General features: G+C 69.8%; 16 protein-coding genes. 6 read left to right on the forward strand and 10 right to left on the reverse strand.

Annotation, left to right across the window (positions count from 1 at the left end):
- The first annotated feature begins 30 nt into the window (after positions 1-30).
- From OHT51_RS31980 to OHT51_RS31995, 4 genes are all read left to right on the forward strand, one after another.
- Positions 31-2106, forward strand: coding sequence for a TerD family protein (locus OHT51_RS31980; protein WP_328882379.1), 2076 nt, complete (start codon positions 31-33; stop codon positions 2104-2106).
- A gap of 226 nt (positions 2107-2332) precedes the next feature.
- A complete protein-coding gene (locus OHT51_RS31985; protein WP_328882380.1) occupies positions 2333-3334 on the forward strand; it encodes a TerC/Alx family metal homeostasis membrane protein in 1002 nt (333 codons plus the stop codon).
- Positions 3335-3464: 130 nt separating this feature from the next.
- Entirely contained in the window at positions 3465-3779 is a 315-nt protein-coding gene (locus OHT51_RS31990; protein WP_328882381.1) for a hypothetical protein, read from the forward strand.
- A gap of 103 nt (positions 3780-3882) precedes the next feature.
- On the forward strand, positions 3883-4983 hold the full coding sequence (locus tag OHT51_RS31995) for a calcium:proton antiporter (protein ID WP_328882382.1): 1101 nt from the start codon (positions 3883-3885) through the stop codon (positions 4981-4983).
- Between the two features lie 53 nt (positions 4984-5036).
- On the opposite strand, the gene OHT51_RS32000 is transcribed toward OHT51_RS31995, so the two are convergent.
- Both OHT51_RS32000 and OHT51_RS32005 read right to left on the reverse strand, forming a co-directional pair.
- Positions 5037-6308, reverse strand: coding sequence for an MFS transporter (locus tag OHT51_RS32000; protein WP_328882383.1), 1272 nt, complete (start codon positions 6306-6308; stop codon positions 5037-5039).
- 94 nt (positions 6309-6402) lie between these two features.
- A complete protein-coding gene (locus OHT51_RS32005) occupies positions 6403-7449 on the reverse strand; it encodes a S66 family peptidase (protein WP_328882384.1) in 1047 nt (348 codons plus the stop codon).
- 104 nt (positions 7450-7553) lie between these two features.
- Between OHT51_RS32005 and aroQ the strand changes: the two genes are divergently transcribed.
- Positions 7554-8027, forward strand: coding sequence for a type II 3-dehydroquinate dehydratase (aroQ, locus tag OHT51_RS32010; RefSeq protein ID WP_328882385.1), 474 nt, complete (start codon positions 7554-7556; stop codon positions 8025-8027).
- Positions 8028-8133: 106 nt separating this feature from the next.
- On the opposite strand, the gene OHT51_RS32015 is transcribed toward aroQ, so the two are convergent.
- The 5 genes from OHT51_RS32015 to OHT51_RS32035 form a co-directional block, all read right to left on the reverse strand.
- Complete coding sequence (locus tag OHT51_RS32015) at positions 8134-8862, reverse strand: amino acid ABC transporter ATP-binding protein (RefSeq protein WP_328884513.1); 729 nt, start codon at positions 8860-8862, stop codon at positions 8134-8136.
- A 20-nt stretch (positions 8863-8882) separates the two neighbouring features.
- Entirely contained in the window at positions 8883-9803 is a 921-nt protein-coding gene (locus OHT51_RS32020; RefSeq protein WP_328882386.1) for an amino acid ABC transporter permease, read from the reverse strand.
- A complete protein-coding gene (locus OHT51_RS32025; protein WP_328882387.1) occupies positions 9800-10684 on the reverse strand; it encodes an ABC transporter substrate-binding protein in 885 nt (294 codons plus the stop codon). The genes OHT51_RS32020 and OHT51_RS32025 overlap by 4 nt, the downstream gene beginning before the upstream one ends.
- Before the next feature lie 379 nt (positions 10685-11063).
- Complete coding sequence (locus tag OHT51_RS32030) at positions 11064-11720, reverse strand: MBL fold metallo-hydrolase (protein WP_328882388.1); 657 nt, start codon at positions 11718-11720, stop codon at positions 11064-11066.
- 96 nt (positions 11721-11816) lie between these two features.
- The gene (locus tag OHT51_RS32035) at positions 11817-12503 is read right to left on the reverse strand and encodes a maleylpyruvate isomerase family mycothiol-dependent enzyme (RefSeq protein ID WP_328882389.1); all 687 of its coding nucleotides are present in this window, start codon (positions 12501-12503) and stop codon (positions 11817-11819) included.
- Between the two features lie 248 nt (positions 12504-12751).
- Between OHT51_RS32035 and uvrA the strand changes: the two genes are divergently transcribed.
- Entirely contained in the window at positions 12752-15808 is a 3057-nt protein-coding gene (gene uvrA, locus OHT51_RS32040; protein WP_328882390.1) for an excinuclease ABC subunit UvrA, read from the forward strand.
- Positions 15809-15981: 173 nt separating this feature from the next.
- On the opposite strand, the gene OHT51_RS32045 is transcribed toward uvrA, so the two are convergent.
- From OHT51_RS32045 to OHT51_RS32055, 3 genes are all read right to left on the reverse strand, one after another.
- Complete coding sequence (locus tag OHT51_RS32045) at positions 15982-16893, reverse strand: carbohydrate kinase family protein (RefSeq protein ID WP_328882391.1); 912 nt, start codon at positions 16891-16893, stop codon at positions 15982-15984.
- Complete coding sequence (locus OHT51_RS32050; RefSeq protein WP_328882392.1) at positions 16890-18029, reverse strand: LacI family DNA-binding transcriptional regulator; 1140 nt, start codon at positions 18027-18029, stop codon at positions 16890-16892. Before OHT51_RS32050 ends, OHT51_RS32045 begins: the two co-directional genes overlap by 4 nt.
- A gap of 181 nt (positions 18030-18210) precedes the next feature.
- Complete coding sequence (locus OHT51_RS32055) at positions 18211-19167, reverse strand: hypothetical protein (RefSeq protein ID WP_328882393.1); 957 nt, start codon at positions 19165-19167, stop codon at positions 18211-18213.
- Positions 19168-19576: the final 409 nt, after the last annotated feature.

Raw genomic sequence — 19576 nt, forward strand, 5'->3', positions numbered from 1 at the left:
ACACGACAAGCGACACAGGGGGACGAAGGCATGACGGCCGAGCTGGTGCGGGGGCAGAACCACCCGCTCTCCCAGGCCCGTCTGGAGATCCGGATCTCGGCCGGCACGCCGATCGTGGCCGCAGCCACGCTCGGCGACGAGCAGGGCAGGATCCACGGCGTCGAGTGGGTGGCCCATCCCGGCACTCCCACCCTGCCCGGCCTCGAGGTCTCCCGGCAGGCGGCCGCCGACCATCGTCTTGCGGTCGACCTGGACGCCATGCCGGAGGCCGTCCACCGTGTCAGTGTGCTGCTCGCCCTGCCGACGGGGGCCGGCGGCCCGAGCCGGTTCGGCGCCGTCGCGACCCCCTTCGTCGCGGTCACCGGCCTCGACGGCAACGAGGTCGCCAGCTACACCATCACCGGCCTGGAGGCCGAGTCGGCCGTCGTGGCGCTGGAGCTGTACCGCCGCCAGGACGCCTGGAAGGTACGCGCCATCGGCCAGGGGTACGCCGGCGGCCTCGCCGACCTCTTCACCGACCAGGGCCTGCCCCAGGCCCAGCAGCTCGCCGGCAGCATCAACGAAGCGGTGGCCCTGGGCATGGCCCGCTCGGTGCCGGCACCCCCGCCACGCACGGACGGCGACCGCTCCCGGCAGACGGCCGCGCCGGCCCTCGGCCCGGACCAGGGCGGTCCCGCACCGCAGGGCACGTCAGGCCCCGGGGCGCAGCCGACATCGCCGTACGGCCCGCAGACGTCCGGCGCGTCCGGCCAGCCGACACCGCCACCGACGTCCCCCTACGGCCCGCAGACGCCCGGCATACCGGGCCAGCCCACACCGCAGCCGTCGTACCAGGGCGGAGCCGGCGCCACCGACCCGGCCCAGCCGTCCGCTCCCACCTCGGGCGGCTCCATCAACTACAGCCACCCGGGCCGGCAGACTGCGGCTCCGCCGCCGCCCCCGCCGACCGCACCCCCGGCCCAGCCCGGACAACCCGCGCAGCCCGTCGCGGGCGACGCCACCGGCTGGTCCATGGACGAGCGCCTCTACAACCAGGTGTGGGGCATGTTCGAGGACCTGGCCCGCACGGCAGCCGCCTACCGCAGCGCCGTCGACTTCGCCGACTCGCGCATGGACAAGGAACTCGACCAGGTCCTGTCGGACCCGCGCAGCCGGATCGGCGGTCAGGGCGACGCCGCGCGCGAGGCGGCGCAGGCCAAGCACACGCAGCTGGTCAACCAGGCCAGGGCGACGCTCGACCGGGACATCGCCCAGCTCACCGCCGAGTCCGAGGTCGTCGAACCCGCGCTGCCGCATGCGTACGCGCGCTGGGACAACCCCGTCTGGCACGGCTACCGCGTACCGATGGAGATCCCCATGGCCCTGCGCCTGGGCGACCTCCACCTGCCCGAGAGCGGCCGGTTGCGCATCCCGATGCTGGTCCGGCTGCCGCTGGAACGGGGCCTGTGGATCGACAGCGGAAGCAGCGGCTCGCTCGACGGCTCCTACACGGACTCCCATGACCTGCGGCGCCTCGCGATGGAGACTGCGGTGGCGCACGCGGCACGGCTGCTCGCCGTCTATCCGGCGGGCGAGTTCACCGTGCATGTCATCGATCCCGCCGGTTCCGGCGCACAGGCACTCGCCCCGCTGGTGCAGACCGGTGTGCTCGCTGCCCCGCCCGCCGTGGGCGCGGCCGGCGTCGCGGAGGTCCTCGCGCGGCTCACCCAGCGGGTCGACCTGGTGCAGATGGCGGTGCGCGGCGGTGCCCCGGACTCCCTGCCGCCTGATTTCGACACCTCCGAGCAGTTGCTGATCGTCAACGACTTCCCGCACGGCTTCGACGACCGCGCCGTGAACCAGCTGCGCTACCTGGCGGACGAGGGTCCGGCCGTCGGCGTCCACCTGATGATGGTCGCGGACCGCGAGGAGGCGGCCGCCTACGGCCCGTTGCTCGACCCGCTCTGGCGCTCGCTGATGCGACTGACCCCGACGCCGGACGATCACCTCGCCGACCCGTGGGTGGGGCACGCCTGGACCTACGAGCCCCCGCTCGTGCCGCCCGGCAGCCAGGTGCTCCAGCACGTGCTCGCACAGGTCGCAGCGGCTCGGGCCAAGTACCGGTAAAGCGCCTCTGACCTGCGAACTTGGCGCTTCTTTTGCCAAGCGCTTTACCTTTCCTTGGCAATTGGGGTACTGTTCATTGCACGGAGGGGAGTACTCCCTGTCGCTGCGACGTACCCGTCAATACGGATCCGGCCAGATCCCGGGGCGTCGGCCCATAGTGGGTGGAAGAGACCTCCGGCGCGCGACGACGCTGACATTTGCCGTTACGACTGCCGGAGGCGCAGCAGTGGAAGTTTCCGCGACCCTATGGGTCCTGACCATCGTGGGCCTTGCAGCCCTGATCGCCGTCGATTTCTTCATCGGCCGCAAGCCGCACGACGTCTCGATCAAGGAAGCCGGTATCTGGACGGTCGTCTGGATCGCACTGGCCGGCCTCTTCGGGCTCGGCCTGCTGATCTTCGGCGGCGGACAGGCCGGTGGCGAGTTCTTCGCGGGCTTCATCACCGAGAAGTCGCTGAGTGTCGACAACCTCTTCGTCTTCGTCCTGATCATGGCGAAGTTCGCGGTGCCGTCCCAGTACCAGCAGCGAGTGCTGCTGGTCGGTGTTCTCATAGCCCTGGTGCTGCGGGCGATCTTCATCGCCGCGGGGGCCGCGATCCTCGCCAGCTTCGCCTGGGTGTTCTACCTCTTCGGCGCCTTCCTGATCTGGACCGCCTGGAAGCTCATCCAGGAGGCCCGGGCCGGCGAGGAGGACGAGGAGTTCGAGGAGAACAAGCTGCTGAAGGCGGCCGAGCGCAGGTTCGGTGTCGCCGATCGCTACCACGGCACCAAGCTGTGGATCCAGGAGAACGGCAAGCGGGTCATGACCCCGATGCTGGTCGTGATGCTGGCGATCGGTACGACCGACGTGCTCTTCGCCCTCGACTCCATCCCGGCGATCTTCGGCCTGACCCAGGACCCGTACATCGTGTTCACGGCCAACGCCTTCGCGCTGATGGGTCTGCGGCAGCTGTACTTCCTGATCGGTGGCCTGCTGAGGAAGCTGGTCCACCTCAGCTACGGCCTGTCGATCATCCTCGGTTTCATCGGCGTCAAGCTGGTGCTGCACGCCTTGCACGAGTCCGGGGTGCACGTCCCCGAGATCAGCATTCCGGTCTCGCTCGGCGTGATCTGCTCGGTCCTGATCGTCACCACGATCACCAGCCTGATGGCCTCCAAGAAGAAGGCGGCGGCCGAGGCGGCGCAGGAGCGGAGCGAAGGCGCTCCGAAGGACAGCATCGACGTCTGACCACGTCGGACGTAGGAAGAACCAACACCGGGAGTGGTGCGCAGCGAATTGCCGAGCGCCGCTCCCGGTGCTTCGTTGGGTGCTGCGGTGTCCCCGTCCGGGGACACCACGGCCGGGGGTGGAGGCACCTGTGGACGCACCCATCAAGTTCGTACAGATCATCGACTTCGAGACCGAGCGCATCGACGAGATGCGGGAACTGGCCCACGAGACGGAACAGCGCTTGGCGGGCCGCGACGGCGGCCCCACGCGACGCGTCGTCCTCAAGGACCGGGGGCAGCCCAACCGCTACCTCGTAGTGATCGAGTTCGCCTCCTGCGAGGACGCGATGCGCAACAGCGACGACCCCGAGACGACCAAGTTCGCGGAGCAGATGGCCGCGCTGTGCACCGCGCCGCCGTCCTTCACGGACTGCGACGTACAGGAGACGACCGATTTCGCGTAGCGACACAAGAAAGACAGGGGCCCCGCAACCCGAGGGCGCGGGGCCACCTGACAACCACTCGGACCGGAATGCGAACCCCCAAGCCCTCTGCGACGATCGCTCCATGATCGATCGGCTCAGGTCGCTCACGACAGGGTGGACGTACCTCGTGCCGGTGCTCGCGGTCGTCCTGCTGGCCTTCACCTGGGGACGGGACCTGCCCGGCGCGGTCGTCGCGCTGGTCACGCTGGTCCTCGCGGGTGCTGTCCTGGCCGCCGTACATCACGCTGAGGTGGTCGCGCACCGCGTCGGCGAACCCTTCGGCTCCCTCGTCCTCGCCGTCGCCGTCACGATCATCGAGGTCGCCCTGATCGTGACCCTGATGGTCGATGGCGGCGACAAGAGCTCCACCCTCGCCCGGGACACGGTCTTCGCGGCCGTGATGATCACCTGTAACGGCATCGTCGGCCTGTGTCTGCTGGTCGCCTCGCTGCGGCACCGCACGGCTGTCTTCAACCCCGAGGGCACCGGCGCCGCCCTCGCGACAGTCGCCACCCTGGCCACGCTCAGCCTCGTGCTGCCGACGTTCACCACGAGCAAGCCGGGCCCGGAGTTCTCCACCGTGCAGCTGACGTTCGCCGCGGTCTCCTCGCTGATCCTGTATGGCCTCTTCGTGACCACCCAGACCGTGCGACACCGCGACTACTTCCTCCCCGTCACCCGGCAGGGCGGCGTGGTCACCGCGGACGACCACGCCGACGCGCCCTCCCGCCGCACCGCCCTGATCAGCCTGGGGCTGCTGGGCCTGGCCCTGGTCGGCGTGGTCGGTCTGGCCAAGGGAGTGTCGCCCACCATCGAGTCCGGAGTGGCGGCGGCCGACCTCCCGCATGCCGTCGTCGGCGTGATCATCGCCTTGTTGGTGCTGCTTCCCGAGACGATCGCCGCGCTTCGCTCCGCCCGCCGCGACCGTGTGCAGACCAGTCTGAACCTCGCGCTCGGCTCGGCGATGGCCAGTATCGGCCTGACCATCCCCGCGGTCGCCCTGGCCTCCGTCTGGCTCTCCGGCCCGCTCGTCCTCGGCCTCGGCCCCACCCACATGGTGCTGCTCGCCCTGACGGTGGTGGTGAGTGCGCTGACGGTGGTGCCGGGGCGGGCGACACCGCTGCAAGGTGGCGTCCACCTGGTGCTGTTCGCGGCCTACCTGGAGCTCGCGCTCAATCCGTAGCCGCCGAGTTGCGCGGCACCCGGTGTCCCGTGGTCGCGGCGTTCCGGAGCCCGTCACCCCGTGGCGGGCTCCGGCGCCACGGCAGCCACCGGACGCGTCTCGGGCAGCAGCGCGAAGCACCCCAGGCTGAGCAGCGCGACCCCCGTCAGATACGCCCCCACGCCCCAGGGCACCCGACCGCCCTGCTCGACGAGCGCCGTCGCCACGATCGGCGTGAGCGCGCCCCCGAGGACGCCGCCGAGGTTGTAGCCCACCGCGGCGCCCGTGCAGCGCACCCGGGGCTCGTACAACTCCGGCAGATACGCGGCGATGACCGCGAACATCGTGATGAACGCGAGCATCGCCCCGAGGAAGCCGAGGAACATCAGCAGCGGCTCGCCCGTGGCGAGAAGCGCCACCAACGGGAACATCCACAGGGCGGAGGCGGCGCACCCGATCAGGCAAAGGGGCCGCCGGCCGTACCGGTCGCCGAGAATCGCGACCACGGGTGTCAGCGAGCCCTTCACCACCACCGCGCCCATGATGCAGACCAGCATGACGCCGCGGCCCACGCCGAGCCGCTCGGTGGCGTAGGCGAGGGACCAGGTCGTCACGGTGTAGAAGATCGCGTACCCGACCGACAGGGCCCCGGCCGTCAGCAGAACGCGCCGCCAGTGGTCGCGGACGACCTCGGCGAGCGGCACGCGCGCGGGCTCGTCGATTTCGAGGAACCGAGGGCTCTCGGTGAGCGACGACCGCAGCCACAGCCCCACCAGAGCGAGCACTCCCGCGGCCCAGAACGGCACCCGCCATCCCCACGAGGCGAACTGCGCGTCGGACAGCGTCGCCGAAAGCCCCAGCACCACACCGTTGGCGAGCAGGAAGCCCAGCGCGGGCCCGACCTGCGGGAAGCTCGACCACAGACCGCGCCGCCCGGCGGGCGCGTGCTCCACCGTCAGCAGGACGGCCCCGCCCCACTCGCCGCCGAGCCCGAGCCCCTGCAGAAAGCGCAGAAGGAGCAGCAGCAGGGGAGCGGCCACACCGATGGTGTCGTACGTCGGCACGCAGCCGACCGCGACCGTGGAGGCGCCGGTCAGCAGCAGTGAGGCGACGAGGACCGGCCGGCGTCCGTGCCGGTCCCCGATGTGCCCGAACAGCACCGACCCCAGTGGCCGCGCCACGAAGCCCACGCCGAACGTCGCGAAGGCGGCCAGGGTCCCCGCCACCGGCGAGAACGTCGGGAAGAACAGCGGCCCCAGAACCAGAGCCGCCGCGGTCCCGTAGACGAAGAAGTCGTAGAACTCGATGGCCGTGCCGGCCAGGGACGCGGCGGCGAGCCGCAGCATGGAAGGCGACCTTACGGTGTGTGCATCGTGCATGCTGCGTCAACTACCCACGGTGACCGGGAGTTACGGGGGCGCGCGGGGGCGGTGGCCGCGTTCAGTACGTGACGGTGATGCGCCGGGCGGGGCCGTCGACACGCACGGTGCCGCCGTAAGGGATGACGAGTTGCGGGTCGGTGTGGCCGAGGTCAACGTCGAAGACGATCGGGGTGTTGGGGGCATACATGCGCATGGCCCGCAGCACGGCTTCGCGCTGCTCAGCGGCGTAACGAGCGGCTTCCTCCGGGCCGTTGGGATGTTCGAAGGACCAGGTCCTCGCACGGCCCATCAGCAGCGCGGAGAAGCGCTGGAGCAGCCCGCGCTCGCCCATGTTGCGCAGGGTCCAGAAGACCTCGTTGGCGCTCGGCATCTCCTCCGACGTCTCCAGCAACAGCACTCCGCCGTCGTACTCCGAGAGGTCACGCGCGATCTCCCGGTCGGCCATCAGCAGCCAGCCGACGATCTCCAGGCAGCCGCCCCAGGTGCGGCCTTCCACCACCTGGTCGGCGTTCACCCAGGTCCACCCGCCTCCCGGCCGCGTCTCCGGCTCCGCATCGAAGGTCGTCGGGTCGGCCCAGTCGCCATTGATGTCGTTCCAGCGCTCGGCGGGCCCGAGTTCGTACTCGCCCGACGTGAACAGAGCGGCCCGCAGGGAGTCGGCGGTCTGCGGGTGCATGGCGCCGGGACGGCCCAGCTCGCACATCACGCTCACGCCGTGATAGCCGACGATTCCGGTGTTGCGCAGGAACATGAGCAGGTTCGTGTTGTCGCTCATTCCGAAGAACGGCTTGGGGTTCGCCCGGATCAACTCCCGGTCCAGCAACGGCAGCACGGTGATCTGGTCGTCGCCGCCGATGGACGCGATCACCGCCTTGATGTCCGGGTCGGCGAAGGCGGCGTGGATGTCGTCGGCCCGCTCCTGAGGCGTGGAGCCCATCTTGCGGGTCGCCGGGTACTCGACGGGTTCGAGCCCGTACTCCTTGCGCAGCCGCTCCAGGCCCAGCTCGTAAGGGAGCGGGAAGAGCCCGGGCAGGCCCGCGCCGGGGGAGATGACGGCGACGCGGTCGCCGGGGGAGGGCTTGGGGGGGTACGAGATCGTGGTCATACCGGGAGGGTAGGACGCGCCGCGTGCACGGTGCACCGTGATAAACCGAAGTCTGAGCAGCGGTCTTCGACGGACCGCGCAACCCCGAACGGACCGGAGGAACCGTGCCCCGCACCCTGGCCAACGCCCCGATCATGATCCTCAACGGCCCCAACCTGAACCTGCTCGGCCAGCGCCAGCCGGAGATCTACGGCTCCGAGACCCTGGCCGATGTCGAGGCGCTGTGCGCCAAGGCGGCTGCCGCGCACGGCGGCACGATCGACTTCCGGCAGTCCAACCACGAGGGGGAGTTGGTCGACTGGATCCACGAGGCACGGCTGAATCACTGCGGGATCGTGATCAACCCCGGTGCCTACTCGCACACCTCCGTGGCGATCCTGGATGCGCTCAACACCTGTGACGGCATTCCAGTGTTGGAGGTCCACATCTCCAACATCCACAAGCGCGAGCCGTTCCGGCACCACTCGTATGTCTCGCTGCGCGCAGACGGGGTCATCGCGGGGTGCGGTGTGCAGGGGTACGTCTTCGGGGTGGAGCGGGTCGCGGCACTGGCCGGGGCGGGGCAGGCGGACACGTGATGTGGGCGGGCGGGGCGGCGATGTAAGGACCGCCCGCCATGGTGGGGCGGTCCTTACACATGCCTGCCAGATGCCTGCCTCATGCCTGCCACGGGCTTGTGCGGCCTTACAGACGTCCCGCCTCCACGATCCTCCGCAGGAAGCGCCGGGTGCGCTCCTGCTGCGGATCGCCGAAGATCTGCTCGGCCGTGCCGCGCTCCAGCACCACGCCTGAGTCCAGAAAGCAAACCTGGTCGGCCACCTCGCGGGCGAACCCCATCTCGTGCGTGGCCAGCACCATCGTCATCCCGTCCTCCTTCAAGTCGCGGACGACGGTGAGGACTTCGCCCACGAGCTCGGGGTCGAGGGCTGCGGTGATCTCGTCGAGCAGCAGCAGCCGGGGACGTACGGCCAGGGCGCGCACGATCGCGACCCGCTGCTGCTGACCGCCGCTCAGCCGGTCCGGGTACTCGCCGGCCCTGTCGGCCAGCCCGAGCCGCTCCAGCAGCTCACGCGCGTGTGCCTCGGCCTCCGCGCGGGACACGCCGTGCACGCGCCGCGGAGCGAGGGTGATGTTCTCCAGGACCGTCATGTGCGGGAAGAGGTTGTACGCCTGGAAGACCACGCCGATACGGCGCCGTACGGCGTCCTGGTCGACGCGTGGATCGGTGATCTCCTCGCCGTCCAGCCAGATCGCGCCGTCGTCGATGTCCTCCAGGAGGTTCGCGCAGCGCAGCAGCGTGGACTTTCCGGAGCCGGACGCGCCGATCAGCGCGGTCACCGTGTGCGGGGCGACCTCCAGGTCGACGTCGCGCAGTACGACCGAGCTGCCGAAGGTCTTGCGCACGGCCTCCATGCGCAGCACAGGTGCGTCGCTCACAGGGTTCCTCCTTGGGCGCGCCGACGGTCCATCCGGGCCGTCACCCAGTCCGTGAAGCGCGTCATCGGGATGGTCAGCGCCACGAAGACCAGGCCCGCGACGATGTACGGCGTGTAGTTGAGGCTGCGGCCCACGATGATGTCCGCGGCCCGTACGGCGTCCACCGCGCCGCCGATCGACACCAGTCCGGTGTCCTTCTGCAGCGACACCAGGTCGTTCAGCAGGGGCGGCACCTGGCGGCGTACGGCCTGGGGCAGGACGACGTGTCGCAGCGCCTGCCGGTTGGTGAGGCCGAGCGAGCGTGCCGCGGCGCGCTGCGAGGGGTGGACGGACTCGATGCCCGCGCGGAACACCTCGGCCACGTACGCCGAGTACGTCAGCGTCAACGCCGTACCGCCCAGCAGCACGGGATCGACGGTCACGCCCTGAAGCCGCAGGGCGGGGACGCCGAGGACGACGATCATGAGGTTAATGATGAGCGGAAGACCCCGGAAGAAGTCCGTGTACGCGGCGGCCAGCGCCCGCAGCGGGAAGAACACCGGGCCGCGCAGCGTGCGTGCGACGGCGATGAGCATCCCGAGAACCAGCACGGCCGCGCCACAGATCAGCAGCAGCCGGACGTTCAGCCAGAGCCCTTCGAGGATCTTCGGGAACGCCTCGCGCGCGTACTGCCAGTCGAAGAACGTCTCCTTGGTGCGCGGCCAGCCCGGCGCGTTGACCACGACCAAGTAGAGAAAGACGCCCGTGACCAGCGTGGAGAGCGCCGCGATGGCCGTGGCGCGGCGGGCGCGGGCCCGCTTGTAGTGCTCGCGGTCGAGACGCCGCTGGGAGGGGACGTAGCCGTCGTCGCCCGCGCCGGTCACGCCATCGTTGTCGTCCGCGCCTTCCTGGCCGGACTCCTCCTTCGTGACCGTCACTTGAGCACCGGGGCGTCGACGGCGTCGGACAGCCACTGCTGCTCGAGCTTGCCCAGGGTGCCGTCCCCGCGCAGGGCGTCGACGGCGTCCGTCACGCACCCGGTGAGCGCGCTGCCCTTGTCGAGCACGAGCCCGAACTGCTCCGGCGTACCGCCCTGGTTCTCGAACTGGCCCACGATCGTCGCGTCCGTCACCTCGGCCGCGGTGATGTAGAAGGCGGTCGGCAGGTCGACCACGACGGCGTCGACCTGACCGTTCTTCAGCGCGGACTTGGCCTGGTCGTTCTTGGCGTACGCAGCGGCCTGCCGGGTCGGCTTCACCACGTCGTCGATGTAGTTGAGGCTGGTCGTGCCCACCTGGGCGCCGAGCTTGAGGTCCTTCAGGTCCGCGACGCTCTTCGCCTCGGCGGCCTTGGTTCCCTTCAGTGCGATGACGGCCTGGCGGACGTCGTAGTAGCCGGAGGAGAAGTCCACGGCCTTCTTGCGCTCGGCACTGATCGACACCTGGTTGATGTCGAAGTCGAAGGTCTTCTCGCCGGGTGCGAAGGCCCTGTTGAACGGCACGCTCTGCCAGACGACAGCGCTCTTGTCGTAGCCGAGTTGCTTGGCCACGGCGTACGCGACCGCCGACTCGAAGCCCTCGCCGTTGGCCGGCTTGTCGTCCTTGAACCAGGGCTCGTAGGCCGGCTCGTCGGTGGCGATCGTGAGCTTTCCGGCGGTCTTGGTGGCCAACTCGCCCTTGGCGCAGGTGTTACCTGCCGATCCCGACGGTGTTCCGGTGGCCTTCTCCTCCGGCTGCGGAGCGCAGCCGAGAGCGGTGGCGAGCAGGGCTGTCGTGGCGACGACGACGGCGCGGCGCAGTGCGCGAGGGGCAAGGTGCATGGCGCGAGATTGGCAGTGGGCCGTCGTGTTTGTCGAGGTCACGACGGTCAGTTTCCGCATAGTGGGAAGGGGTGTTGCGTTCTTGTGAACACAGCCCACTTCCACGGTACTTCCGCGGCAGCAGCCGCCGCCGGGGCCGCCGGTCGAGGGCGGGGTTGAAGACCGGCGGCCCGTACCGCTCAGGAGCCGTCATCCTGCGCGGGGCTGCTTCCAGTTGACTGCGCAACAACGCACGCCGGGAGCGCGCGCAGGGCACCAGTGCGTGTGAACGGTTCACACGGGGCGCGTGCGCGGGGAGCGCACGGCGCGCGTGATGGTCGGGTCGGCCCTCACCAACCCCACTCGGCCGTGGTCGGCCCTGCGGTCACCAGCCTTGCGGTCACCAGCCCCGCGCGTGCCACTCCGGCAGATGAGGCCGTTCCGCACCCAGCGAGGTGTCGTTGCCGTGCCCCGGGTAGACCCATGTCTCGTCCGGCAGCGCGTCGAAGATCTTCGTCTCGACGTCGTGGATCAGACTGGCGAACGCCTTCGGGTCCTTACGGGTGTTGCCCACACCGCCCGGGAACAGGCAGTCCCCGGTGAACACATGGGGGTGTCCGTGCGGGTCGTCGTAGACGAGCGCGATCGAGCCCGGCGTGTGCCCGGCCAGGTGGCGCGCGGTGAGCTCCACGCGCCCCACCCGGATGATGTCGCCGTCGTCGACCAGGACGTCGGTGGGCACCGGGATGCCGTCGGCGTCGTCCCGGCCGGCGTACGTGCGCGCGCCGGTGGCGTCGACGACCGCGGCGAGTGCCTGCCAGTGGTCGCCGTGCTGGTGGGTGGTGACGACGGATGCGATGCCGTCGTCGCCGATCATGCCCAGCAGGGTGTCCGCCTCGTTGGCGGCATCGATCAGCAGTTGCTCGTCGGTGGCCCGGCAGCGCAGCAGATAGGCGTTGTTGTTCATCGGGCCGACCGCGATCTTGGTGATCATCAGGTCCTTGAGCTCATGCACGTCGGCAGGGCCACCGACCGTCACCTGTCCGCTGTACGTCATGTCGGCAGCCTATAGCGGCAGAGCGGTCCCTGGGCCGTCGGGCCACGACAGCGTGCAGAGCGTCGCGGGCAGAGCGACCCAGGGAACGTACGGCTGTTACAGCGGGGGAAGCGACGGCAGCATGCCGCCCTGAGCGGTCAGTGCTGAGCCGTCGCGGCGTCCGGCGAGCCAGCCGAGCAGGTCGGGTGCGGAACCTCGGACGGTGACCTCGGGAGTGCCGGCCTCCCGGCCCGTGTTCCACACGCGCGTGCCGTCCGTCAGACGCGTCGACGGCACATCGGGGTGCCCGGTGAACCGCTCCGCGAGGAAGTCGATCTCCCGCTCCACGAACTCCGCCGGCAGGTCCTCCAGCTCGTACCCGATCCCGAGATCCACATGGTGCAGGTCCACCTCGACCCAGCGCCGGAAGGGCACCCGGGCCGCCGCGTCGGTGACCCCGTTGCGCAGTTCCACCGTGCGTGACCAGTCCGCGGGTGCCGCTCCCGTCTCCTGGAAGCGGGCCCCGCTGTCGCGCACGTCGGTGAGCTGCACATCGAGGGGCCGAGGGGCGTCCCGCTCGATGTCGGCGTCCCGGGCAGTGGCGGAGACGTACATGGGGCGCCCTTCGAGGACGTTCACGAGCGCGTCCGCGTTACGGGCGAGATGGGCGAGGACGTGGCCGCGGCTCCAGCCGGGAAGCCGTGACGGCTCGGCCACCGACGCGTTGTCCAGCTTGGCCGCTGCGGTGAGCAGCCTTTCGGTCGCTTCACGTACAGACACCAGGTCACGAGCGTGATCAATCATGGTGCTGACATTAGCCTCGCCACACCTTTGGGTGAAGGTGGTGAACGAGTGCCGTAAATCGAATGCGCGTGCTATAGGGTCGGTCGTGGCGTCGGGCATGCTGGATAGCTCGGGATTGTTGTCCCATTCGGGAATCCGACCGGCGTTGTCAGTGGCTCCCCCTAGTCTGAGAATCACGGGGGCCTAGTCCGAGAAAACACGGGGGCATCGCCCCCCTGTCACTTCTCTCAAGAAAGGTGCGGACCGGCGTGGCCGACCGTCTCATCGTCCGTGGCGCGCGCGAGCACAACCTGAAGAATGTCTCGCTCGACCTGCCGCGCGACTCGCTCATCGTCTTCACGGGCCTGTCAGGGTCGGGTAAGTCCTCGCTGGCCTTCGACACGATCTTCGCCGAGGGACAGCGGCGTTACGTGGAGTCGCTGTCGTCCTACGCCCGGCAGTTCCTCGGCCAGATGGACAAGCCGGACGTCGACTTCATCGAGGGTCTGTCCCCGGCGGTCTCCATCGACCAGAAGTCGACCTCGCGCAACCCGCGCTCGACGGTCGGCACCATCACCGAGGTCTACGACTATCTGCGGCTGCTCTTCGCTCGCATCGGCAAGCCGCACTGCCCCGAGTGCGGTCGCCCGATCTCGCGCCAGTCGCCGCAGGCCATCGTCGACAGGGTCCTGGAGCTGCCGGAGGGGAGCCGCTTCCAGGTCCTGTCGCCGCTGGTGCGCGAGCGCAAGGGCGAGTTCGTCGATCTCTTCGCCGACCTCCAGACCAAGGGCTACTCCCGCGCGCGTGTGGACGGCGAGACGATCCAGCTGTCGAACCCGCCCACGCTGAAGAAGCAGGAGAAGCACACCATCGAGGTGGTCGTCGACCGCCTCACGGTGAAGGACTCCGCCAAGCGCCGGCTCACCGACTCCGTGGAGACCGCCCTCGGCCTGTCCGGCGGCATGGTCGTGCTCGACTTCGTCGACCTCCCCGAGGACGACCCCGAGCGCGAGCGCATGTACTCGGAGCACCTTTACTGCCCGTATGACGACCTCTCCTTCGAGGAGCTGGAGCCGCGCTCCTTCTCCTTCAACTCGCCCTTCGGCGCCTGCCCCGAGTGCACCGGCATCGGCACGCGCATGGAGGTCGACCCCGAGCTGATCGTCCCGGACGAGGACAAGACCCTCGACGAGGGCGCCATCCACCCCTGGTCGCACGGCCACACCAAGGACTACTTCGGCCGTCTGATCGGAGCCCTCGCGGACGCGCTGGGATTCCGGACGGACATCCCGTTCGCGGGCCTGCCGCAGCGCGCCAGGAAGGCCCTGCTGTACGGCCACAAGACGCAGATCGAGGTCCGCTACCGCAACCGTTACGGGCGCGAGCGGGTGTACACGACGCCGTTCGAAGGGGCCGTCCCCTTCGTCAAGCGTCGGCACAGCGAGGCGGAGAGCGACGCCAGCCGTGAGCGCTTCGAGGGCTATATGCGCGAGGTGCCCTGCCCCACCTGTGAGGGCACGCGCCTGAAGCCGATCGTCCTCGCGGTCACGATCATGGAGAAGTCGATCGCCGAGGTCTCCGCGATGTCCATCAGCGACTGCGCGGAATTCCTGGGCGAGCTGAAGCTCAACGCCCGCGACAAGAAGATCGCTGAGCGCGTGCTGAAGGAGGTCAACGAGCGGCTGCGGTTCCTGGTCGACGTCGGCCTGGACTACCTCTCGCTCAACCGCGCGGCCGGCACGCTCTCCGGTGGCGAGGCCCAGCGCATCCGCCTGGCCACCCAGATCGGTTCCGGACTCGTCGGCGTGCTGTACGTGCTCGACGAGCCGTCCATCGGTCTGCATCAGCGCGACAACCACCGGCTGATCGAGACCCTGGTACGGCTGCGCGACATGGGCAACACGCTGATCGTCGTCGAGCACGACGAGGACACCATCAAGGTCGCCGACTGGATCGTCGACATCGGCCCCGGCGCCGGTGAGCACGGCGGCAAGGTCGTGCACAGCGGCTCCCTGAAGGAGCTGCTCGCCAACGCCGAGTCGCAGACCGGTCAGTACCTGGCCGGCAAGAAGTCGATCCCGCTGCCCGACATCCGGCGCCCGCACGACCCGTCCCGGCAGCTCACGGTGCACGGCGCCCGCGAGAACAACCTCCAGGACATCGACGTCTCGTTCCCGCTGGGTGTGTTCACCGCGGTCACCGGTGTGTCCGGCTCCGGCAAGTCCACGCTGGTCAACGACATCCTGTACACGCACCTCGCGCGCGAGCTCAACGGCGCCCGCAGCGTGCCCGGGCGGCACACGCGGGTGGAAGGCGACGACCTCGTCGACAAGGTCGTGCACGTCGACCAGTCGCCCATCGGCCGCACCCCGCGCTCGAACCCGGCGACATACACCGGAGTCTTCGACCACATCCGCAAGCTGTTCGCCGAGACCACCGAGGCGAAGGTCCGCGGGTACATGCCGGGCCGCTTCTCCTTCAACGTCAAGGGCGGCCGCTGCGAGAACTGCGCGGGCGACGGCACCATCAAGATCGAGATGAACTTCCTCCCGGACGTGTACGTCCCGTGCGAGGTCTGCCACGGCGCCCGGTACAACCGGGAGACCCTGGAGGTCCACTACAAGGGCAAGTCCATCGCCGAGGTCCTGAGCATGCCGATCGAGGAAGCCATGGACTTCTTCGAGGCCGTCCCGTCGATCAACCGTCACCTCAAGACACTGAACGACGTGGGTCTCGGTTATGTCCGGCTCGGTCAGTCCGCGACCACCCTGTCCGGCGGTGAGGCACAGCGGGTGAAGCTCGCCAGCGAGCTGCAGAAGCGCTCCACCGGCCGCACGGTCTATGTGCTCGACGAGCCGACCACCGGTCTGCACTTCGAGGACATCAGCAAGTTGCTGAGGGTGCTGTCGGGCCTGGTCGACAAGGGCAACACGGTCATCGTCATCGAGCACAACCTCGACGTGATCAAGACCGCCGACTGGGTCGTGGACATGGGTCCCGAGGGTGGCGCCGGCGGTGGCCTCGTCATCGCCGAGGGCACACCCGAGCAGGTTGCCGCGGTCCCCGCCAGCCACACCGGCAAGTTCCTGCGCGAGATCCTCGACGCCGACCGGATCAGCGACGCCGCTCCCGTGAAGGCGCCACGCAGGACGGCCGCCAAGAAGACGGTCGCGGCACGAGCGACGGCGAAGAAGACGGCGACGGCCAGGACCACGAAGACGGCCAACAACAAGGCCACGGACAAGGCGGCCGGAGCCACGAAGAAGGCAGCTGCCGCGAAGAAGGCGACGCCCGCGAAGAAGACCACGCGGGCCCGCAAGGCCTGAGGCTCACGAGCAACGAGCCAGGACACATCCTGAAAAGTGCGGCGCCCCGCGGGAACTCCCCGCGGGGCGCCGCACGTTGGATCATCAGCGGCCCGATCCCTGCGGCTGCCATGAACCTTGACTGCTCAAGAGCGGAATCGAATGGAACGGAACGCCTCCGTGCGGAGCGCCTCCTAGAAGTTCCCCACTTCGGAGGCGTACGGCGGCTCGGCGCCCGCCCGGGAGCAGGTGATCGCGGCAGCCCGCGCCGCGAACCGCAACAGCCGTGTCCAACCGTCGGCGCCCAGTCCCACGAGCGCCTCGGCGGACAGAGCGTCCTGGGCGGCCAGGCCGTGCAACAGGGCCGCGTTCACGGTGTCGCCCGCACCGATCGTGTCCACGACGTCGACCTCCTCACCCGCCACGGAGTGCTCGGCGCCGTCCCGTGTGAAGGCGGTCAGCCCCGCACCGCCCTGAGTGATCACGACGGCCGAAGGTCCCGCGGCCAGCCACTCACGCGGAGTGCCGCCCAGCCACAGCGCGTCGTCCTCGGAGAGCTTCAGCAGTGACACCGACGGCAGCCAGCTCTTGAACCGGGCCCGGTATCCATCCGGGTCGGGGATCAGCCCTGCCCGGATGTTCGGGTCGAGCGCGGTGAACACCCCTTGCGAGGCCGCGTTGCGCATCAGCTCCTCATAGGCGCTCGCTCCCGGTTCCAGGACGAGCGAACAGGTACCGAAGGACACCGCGCGGGCCCCCGCGGGCAGCTCCGCAGGCGCCGTGAAGAGCCGATCGGCGGTGCCCTCGACATAGAAGGAGTAGGCGGCCGAGCCCTTGTCGTCGATGGTGGCGACCGCGAGCGTGGTCGGCTCCATGCCGCGCTGCACGGCCGACACGTCCACCCCGGCCGCCCGCAGCCCGTCGAGCAGGGCCTCACCGAAGGCGTCGTAGGAGGTTCGGGAACAGAAGGCGGTGGGGGAGCCGAGGCGGCCCAGAGCCACGGCAGTGTTGTAGGGGCCGCCGCCGAGCGCCGGCTTCAGGCCCGCGAGGGCGCCCGTGCCCTGCGGTACCAGGTCGATCAGGGCCTCACCGGCGACGACGATCACGAGACGGTTCCTTTCACGGACGTCAGGGGCTGTTCGGGACTGTCGGGCGTCGAGGGCTTGGCGGTGCCCTCGGACCCCGTGGATTTCTCGCGCCTCGCGGACCTCCCGGACTGCCCCGGCTCTTCGGCGCACCCGCACGAGGTGCGATGCACGAAGGTGCAGGCCAGACGCACGGTCCGGGCGGGACCGTCGGGTGAGGCGAGGCGGTCAAGGAGCACGTGGACCGCCTGGGCGCCGATGTCCCTGCTGGGCTGGGCTATCGCGGTGAGCCTGGGCGAGAACAGGTCGGCCCAGGCGAAGTCGTCGAAGCAGCACAGCGCGATGTCGTCGGGCACGGACATGCCGTGGTCACGCAGGGCGCGCAGGGCACCGATGGTCATCGCGTTGTTGGCGGTGACGAGTGCGGTGGGCGGCGTGGCGAGCGACAGAAGCGCGGTGCTGGCCCGTTCGGCTGCGCTCGACTCGGAGTCGCCGTGTACGACGAGCCGCTCGTCGTACCCGAGCCCGGCCGCCGTCAGGCCGTCGCGGTATCCGGTGAGCCGCTCGCTGGTGGTGCTGAGCCCCGGCAGGCCGGCGACCAGGCCGATCCGACGGTGGCCGTGGTCGGCGAGATGGGTGACCAGCCGGGCCATGGGTTCGGCGCTGTCGGCGCAGACCTGGTCGAACACCGTCGAGCCGTCCGCCGGGGTGTCGACCACGCGGTCGAGAAGGACCGTCGGCACCTTGTGGCGCCCGAGGTAGGCGAGGAGCTCTCGAGGGTCGGGGGAAGGTGCGACGATCATGCCGTCCACGCGGCGCTCGTGCAGGAGCTGGACGACCTTGCGCTCATGCACGGGATCGTCGTGCGGGTCGGCGATGAGCAGGCTGTAGCCGTGTTCCAGGGCGCCGGCCTCGACGCCCTGGAGTATCTCGGTGAAGTAGGGGTTGCTGATCGCCGACACCGCGAGCCCGATGGACCGGGTGCGGGAGGTCACGAGGGAACGGGCGAGGGTGTTCGGCGTGTAGCCGAGTTCGTCCATGGCGTCCAGCACCGCCTGGCGGGTGCGGGGCAGCACCGGCCGGGTGCCGTTCAGCACATGCGAGACGGTCGCCACGGACACGCCTGCGCTCCGCGCGACGTCGGCCATGGTTGCCATCACGATCCCCTCCCTGTGCCGGGCCCCTCCCTGGGCCACCGCAACCCGCTCGCCGCGGGGTTCTGGCCGGGAACGTATCCCATTCGGCGCCGGACGTAAACGCTTGCGCAATCGTTTACGTCCCTCTCGGCCAAGAGCCTGGGCCGGGGGAGCCCGCTGGAGGGCCGGTCGGCGCCTCAGCTCACTCCCACTCCCACCCGATGCCCAAGATCCCCGACCGCACCCGCGGCTCCACCAGGTGAACAGACCGGTGCAGCCCGCTGAGGGCCAGCCCCTGACGGCCGCTGCGCGGCGCTGCCGCCGAGTGCTGGGAGAACCGGTGACAGCGGACCGGGAGGGTGCTCTCGGCGAACCGGACCTGGAGGGTGTACTGGCCGCCCGCGAGTGGGAAGCCCCGGGCGTACTCGCGGCACACGTCGGCCGTGCCGTCCTCGACGCCGTAGCGGAAGAGGTAGGTGTCGCCCGCCCGCAGACGCGCACCGAAGAGCAGCTCCGCCACCAGGACGCCGGTTTCGTGGTCCCAACGGACACGCCCCGTACGGCAGTTCTCCACGGCGTGCACCGTCATGCGCTCCGGCACACATCCCGGGTCGCCGTGGTGGACGGCGACGAAGCGGTCCACGCCGTCCCTGTGGGCGCGCACGATGTGGTGCGACTCGCGCCCCGCCAGCTCGCGGCGCACCCCGATGCGTACCCGCTCGTGGTGGGCGAGGGTGTGCAGGCCGCCGTCGGTCGGGCAGTCCAGTTCGGCCAGCAGCTGTTCCAGGACGCCCGAGGCCTCCACGAGGGAGCGGTAGGAGCGGGCCGCCGGCTGCTGGAGGGTGCAGTGGTCGTCGGCCTCGGCGAGCAGCCGGATCAGGGACTCCTCGGGCAGCTGGAGTATCTCCTCCAACGCCCGCACGGCACGCAGTGACTCGGGGCGCTGCGGCCGACGCGCACCCTGCTGCCAGTAGCTCAGGCTGGTGACGCCGACCTTCACCCCCCGGCGGGACAGATGGTGCTGCACCCGCTGCAGCGGCAGTCCCCGGGCGGCTATCGCGGCACGCAGGGCTACGTGGAAGGGCCCGCCTCGCAGGGCCGTGTCCAGTTCCGCGGTGGCGACGGTGGGGACGTCCGCGTGCTGAGTGGCGTGCGGCATGCAGGGGCCTTTCTGTGATTGTTCACAACGGCTGGTCAGACCGGTCGCGCGGCTCTTCGGGGCCACCCCGTCGGCATAGCGGGGGTCTTCACATCCGTACGCCGTCGTTCAGGGCCCCGAGTTCCACCGCATTGAAGCGTGTTGACCAAGTCCCGACAACACCTGTCGCCCAACAGCCGGCCACCCTGGCCGAGTCCCGACGCCTCCGCCCGCGCCGTCAGCTCAAGTCGCCGTGCTGGTCATGGTGTTGCCCACGCAGACGGAGGCTTCGCGCGGTCACCCGGAGGCCAGGAGCATGTCGGCGCTTGGCTCACCTGGCCCAGCTCCGCCTTCATCCCGCCCCCCGAGTGAGCCCTGCGGCAAGGGCCACCTGTCTGCTCATGCTGACTGACAGCGGTCATCCGAGCGC

This window comes from Streptomyces sp. NBC_00299, assembly GCF_036173045.1.
GTDB classification, from domain to species: Bacteria; Actinomycetota; Actinomycetes; order Streptomycetales; family Streptomycetaceae; genus Streptomyces; species Streptomyces machairae.

What these genes read in the sequence shown, in the direction of transcription:
- OHT51_RS31980 (WP_328882379.1), top strand. Translation starts at nt 31, where the DNA reads ATGACGGCCGAGCTGGTGCGGGGGCAGAACCACCCGCTCTCCCAGGCC.
- OHT51_RS32050 (WP_328882392.1), bottom strand. Translation starts at nt 18,029, where the DNA reads ATGGCAACCATGGCCGACGTCGCGCGGAGCGCAGGCGTGTCCGTGGCG.
- OHT51_RS32005 (WP_328882384.1), bottom strand. Translation starts at nt 7,449, where the DNA reads ATGACCACGATCTCGTACCCCCCCAAGCCCTCCCCCGGCGACCGCGTC.
- OHT51_RS32030 (WP_328882388.1), bottom strand. Translation starts at nt 11,720, where the DNA reads ATGACGTACAGCGGACAGGTGACGGTCGGTGGCCCTGCCGACGTGCAT.
- OHT51_RS32035 (WP_328882389.1), bottom strand. Translation starts at nt 12,503, where the DNA reads ATGATTGATCACGCTCGTGACCTGGTGTCTGTACGTGAAGCGACCGAA.
- OHT51_RS32055 (WP_328882393.1), bottom strand. Translation starts at nt 19,167, where the DNA reads ATGCCGCACGCCACTCAGCACGCGGACGTCCCCACCGTCGCCACCGCG.
- OHT51_RS32025 (WP_328882387.1), bottom strand. Translation starts at nt 10,684, where the DNA reads ATGCACCTTGCCCCTCGCGCACTGCGCCGCGCCGTCGTCGTCGCCACG.
- OHT51_RS31995 (WP_328882382.1), top strand. Translation starts at nt 3,883, where the DNA reads ATGATCGATCGGCTCAGGTCGCTCACGACAGGGTGGACGTACCTCGTG.
- OHT51_RS32015 (WP_328884513.1), bottom strand. Translation starts at nt 8,862, where the DNA reads ATGGAGGCCGTGCGCAAGACCTTCGGCAGCTCGGTCGTACTGCGCGAC.
- OHT51_RS32000 (WP_328882383.1), bottom strand. Translation starts at nt 6,308, where the DNA reads ATGCTGCGGCTCGCCGCCGCGTCCCTGGCCGGCACGGCCATCGAGTTC.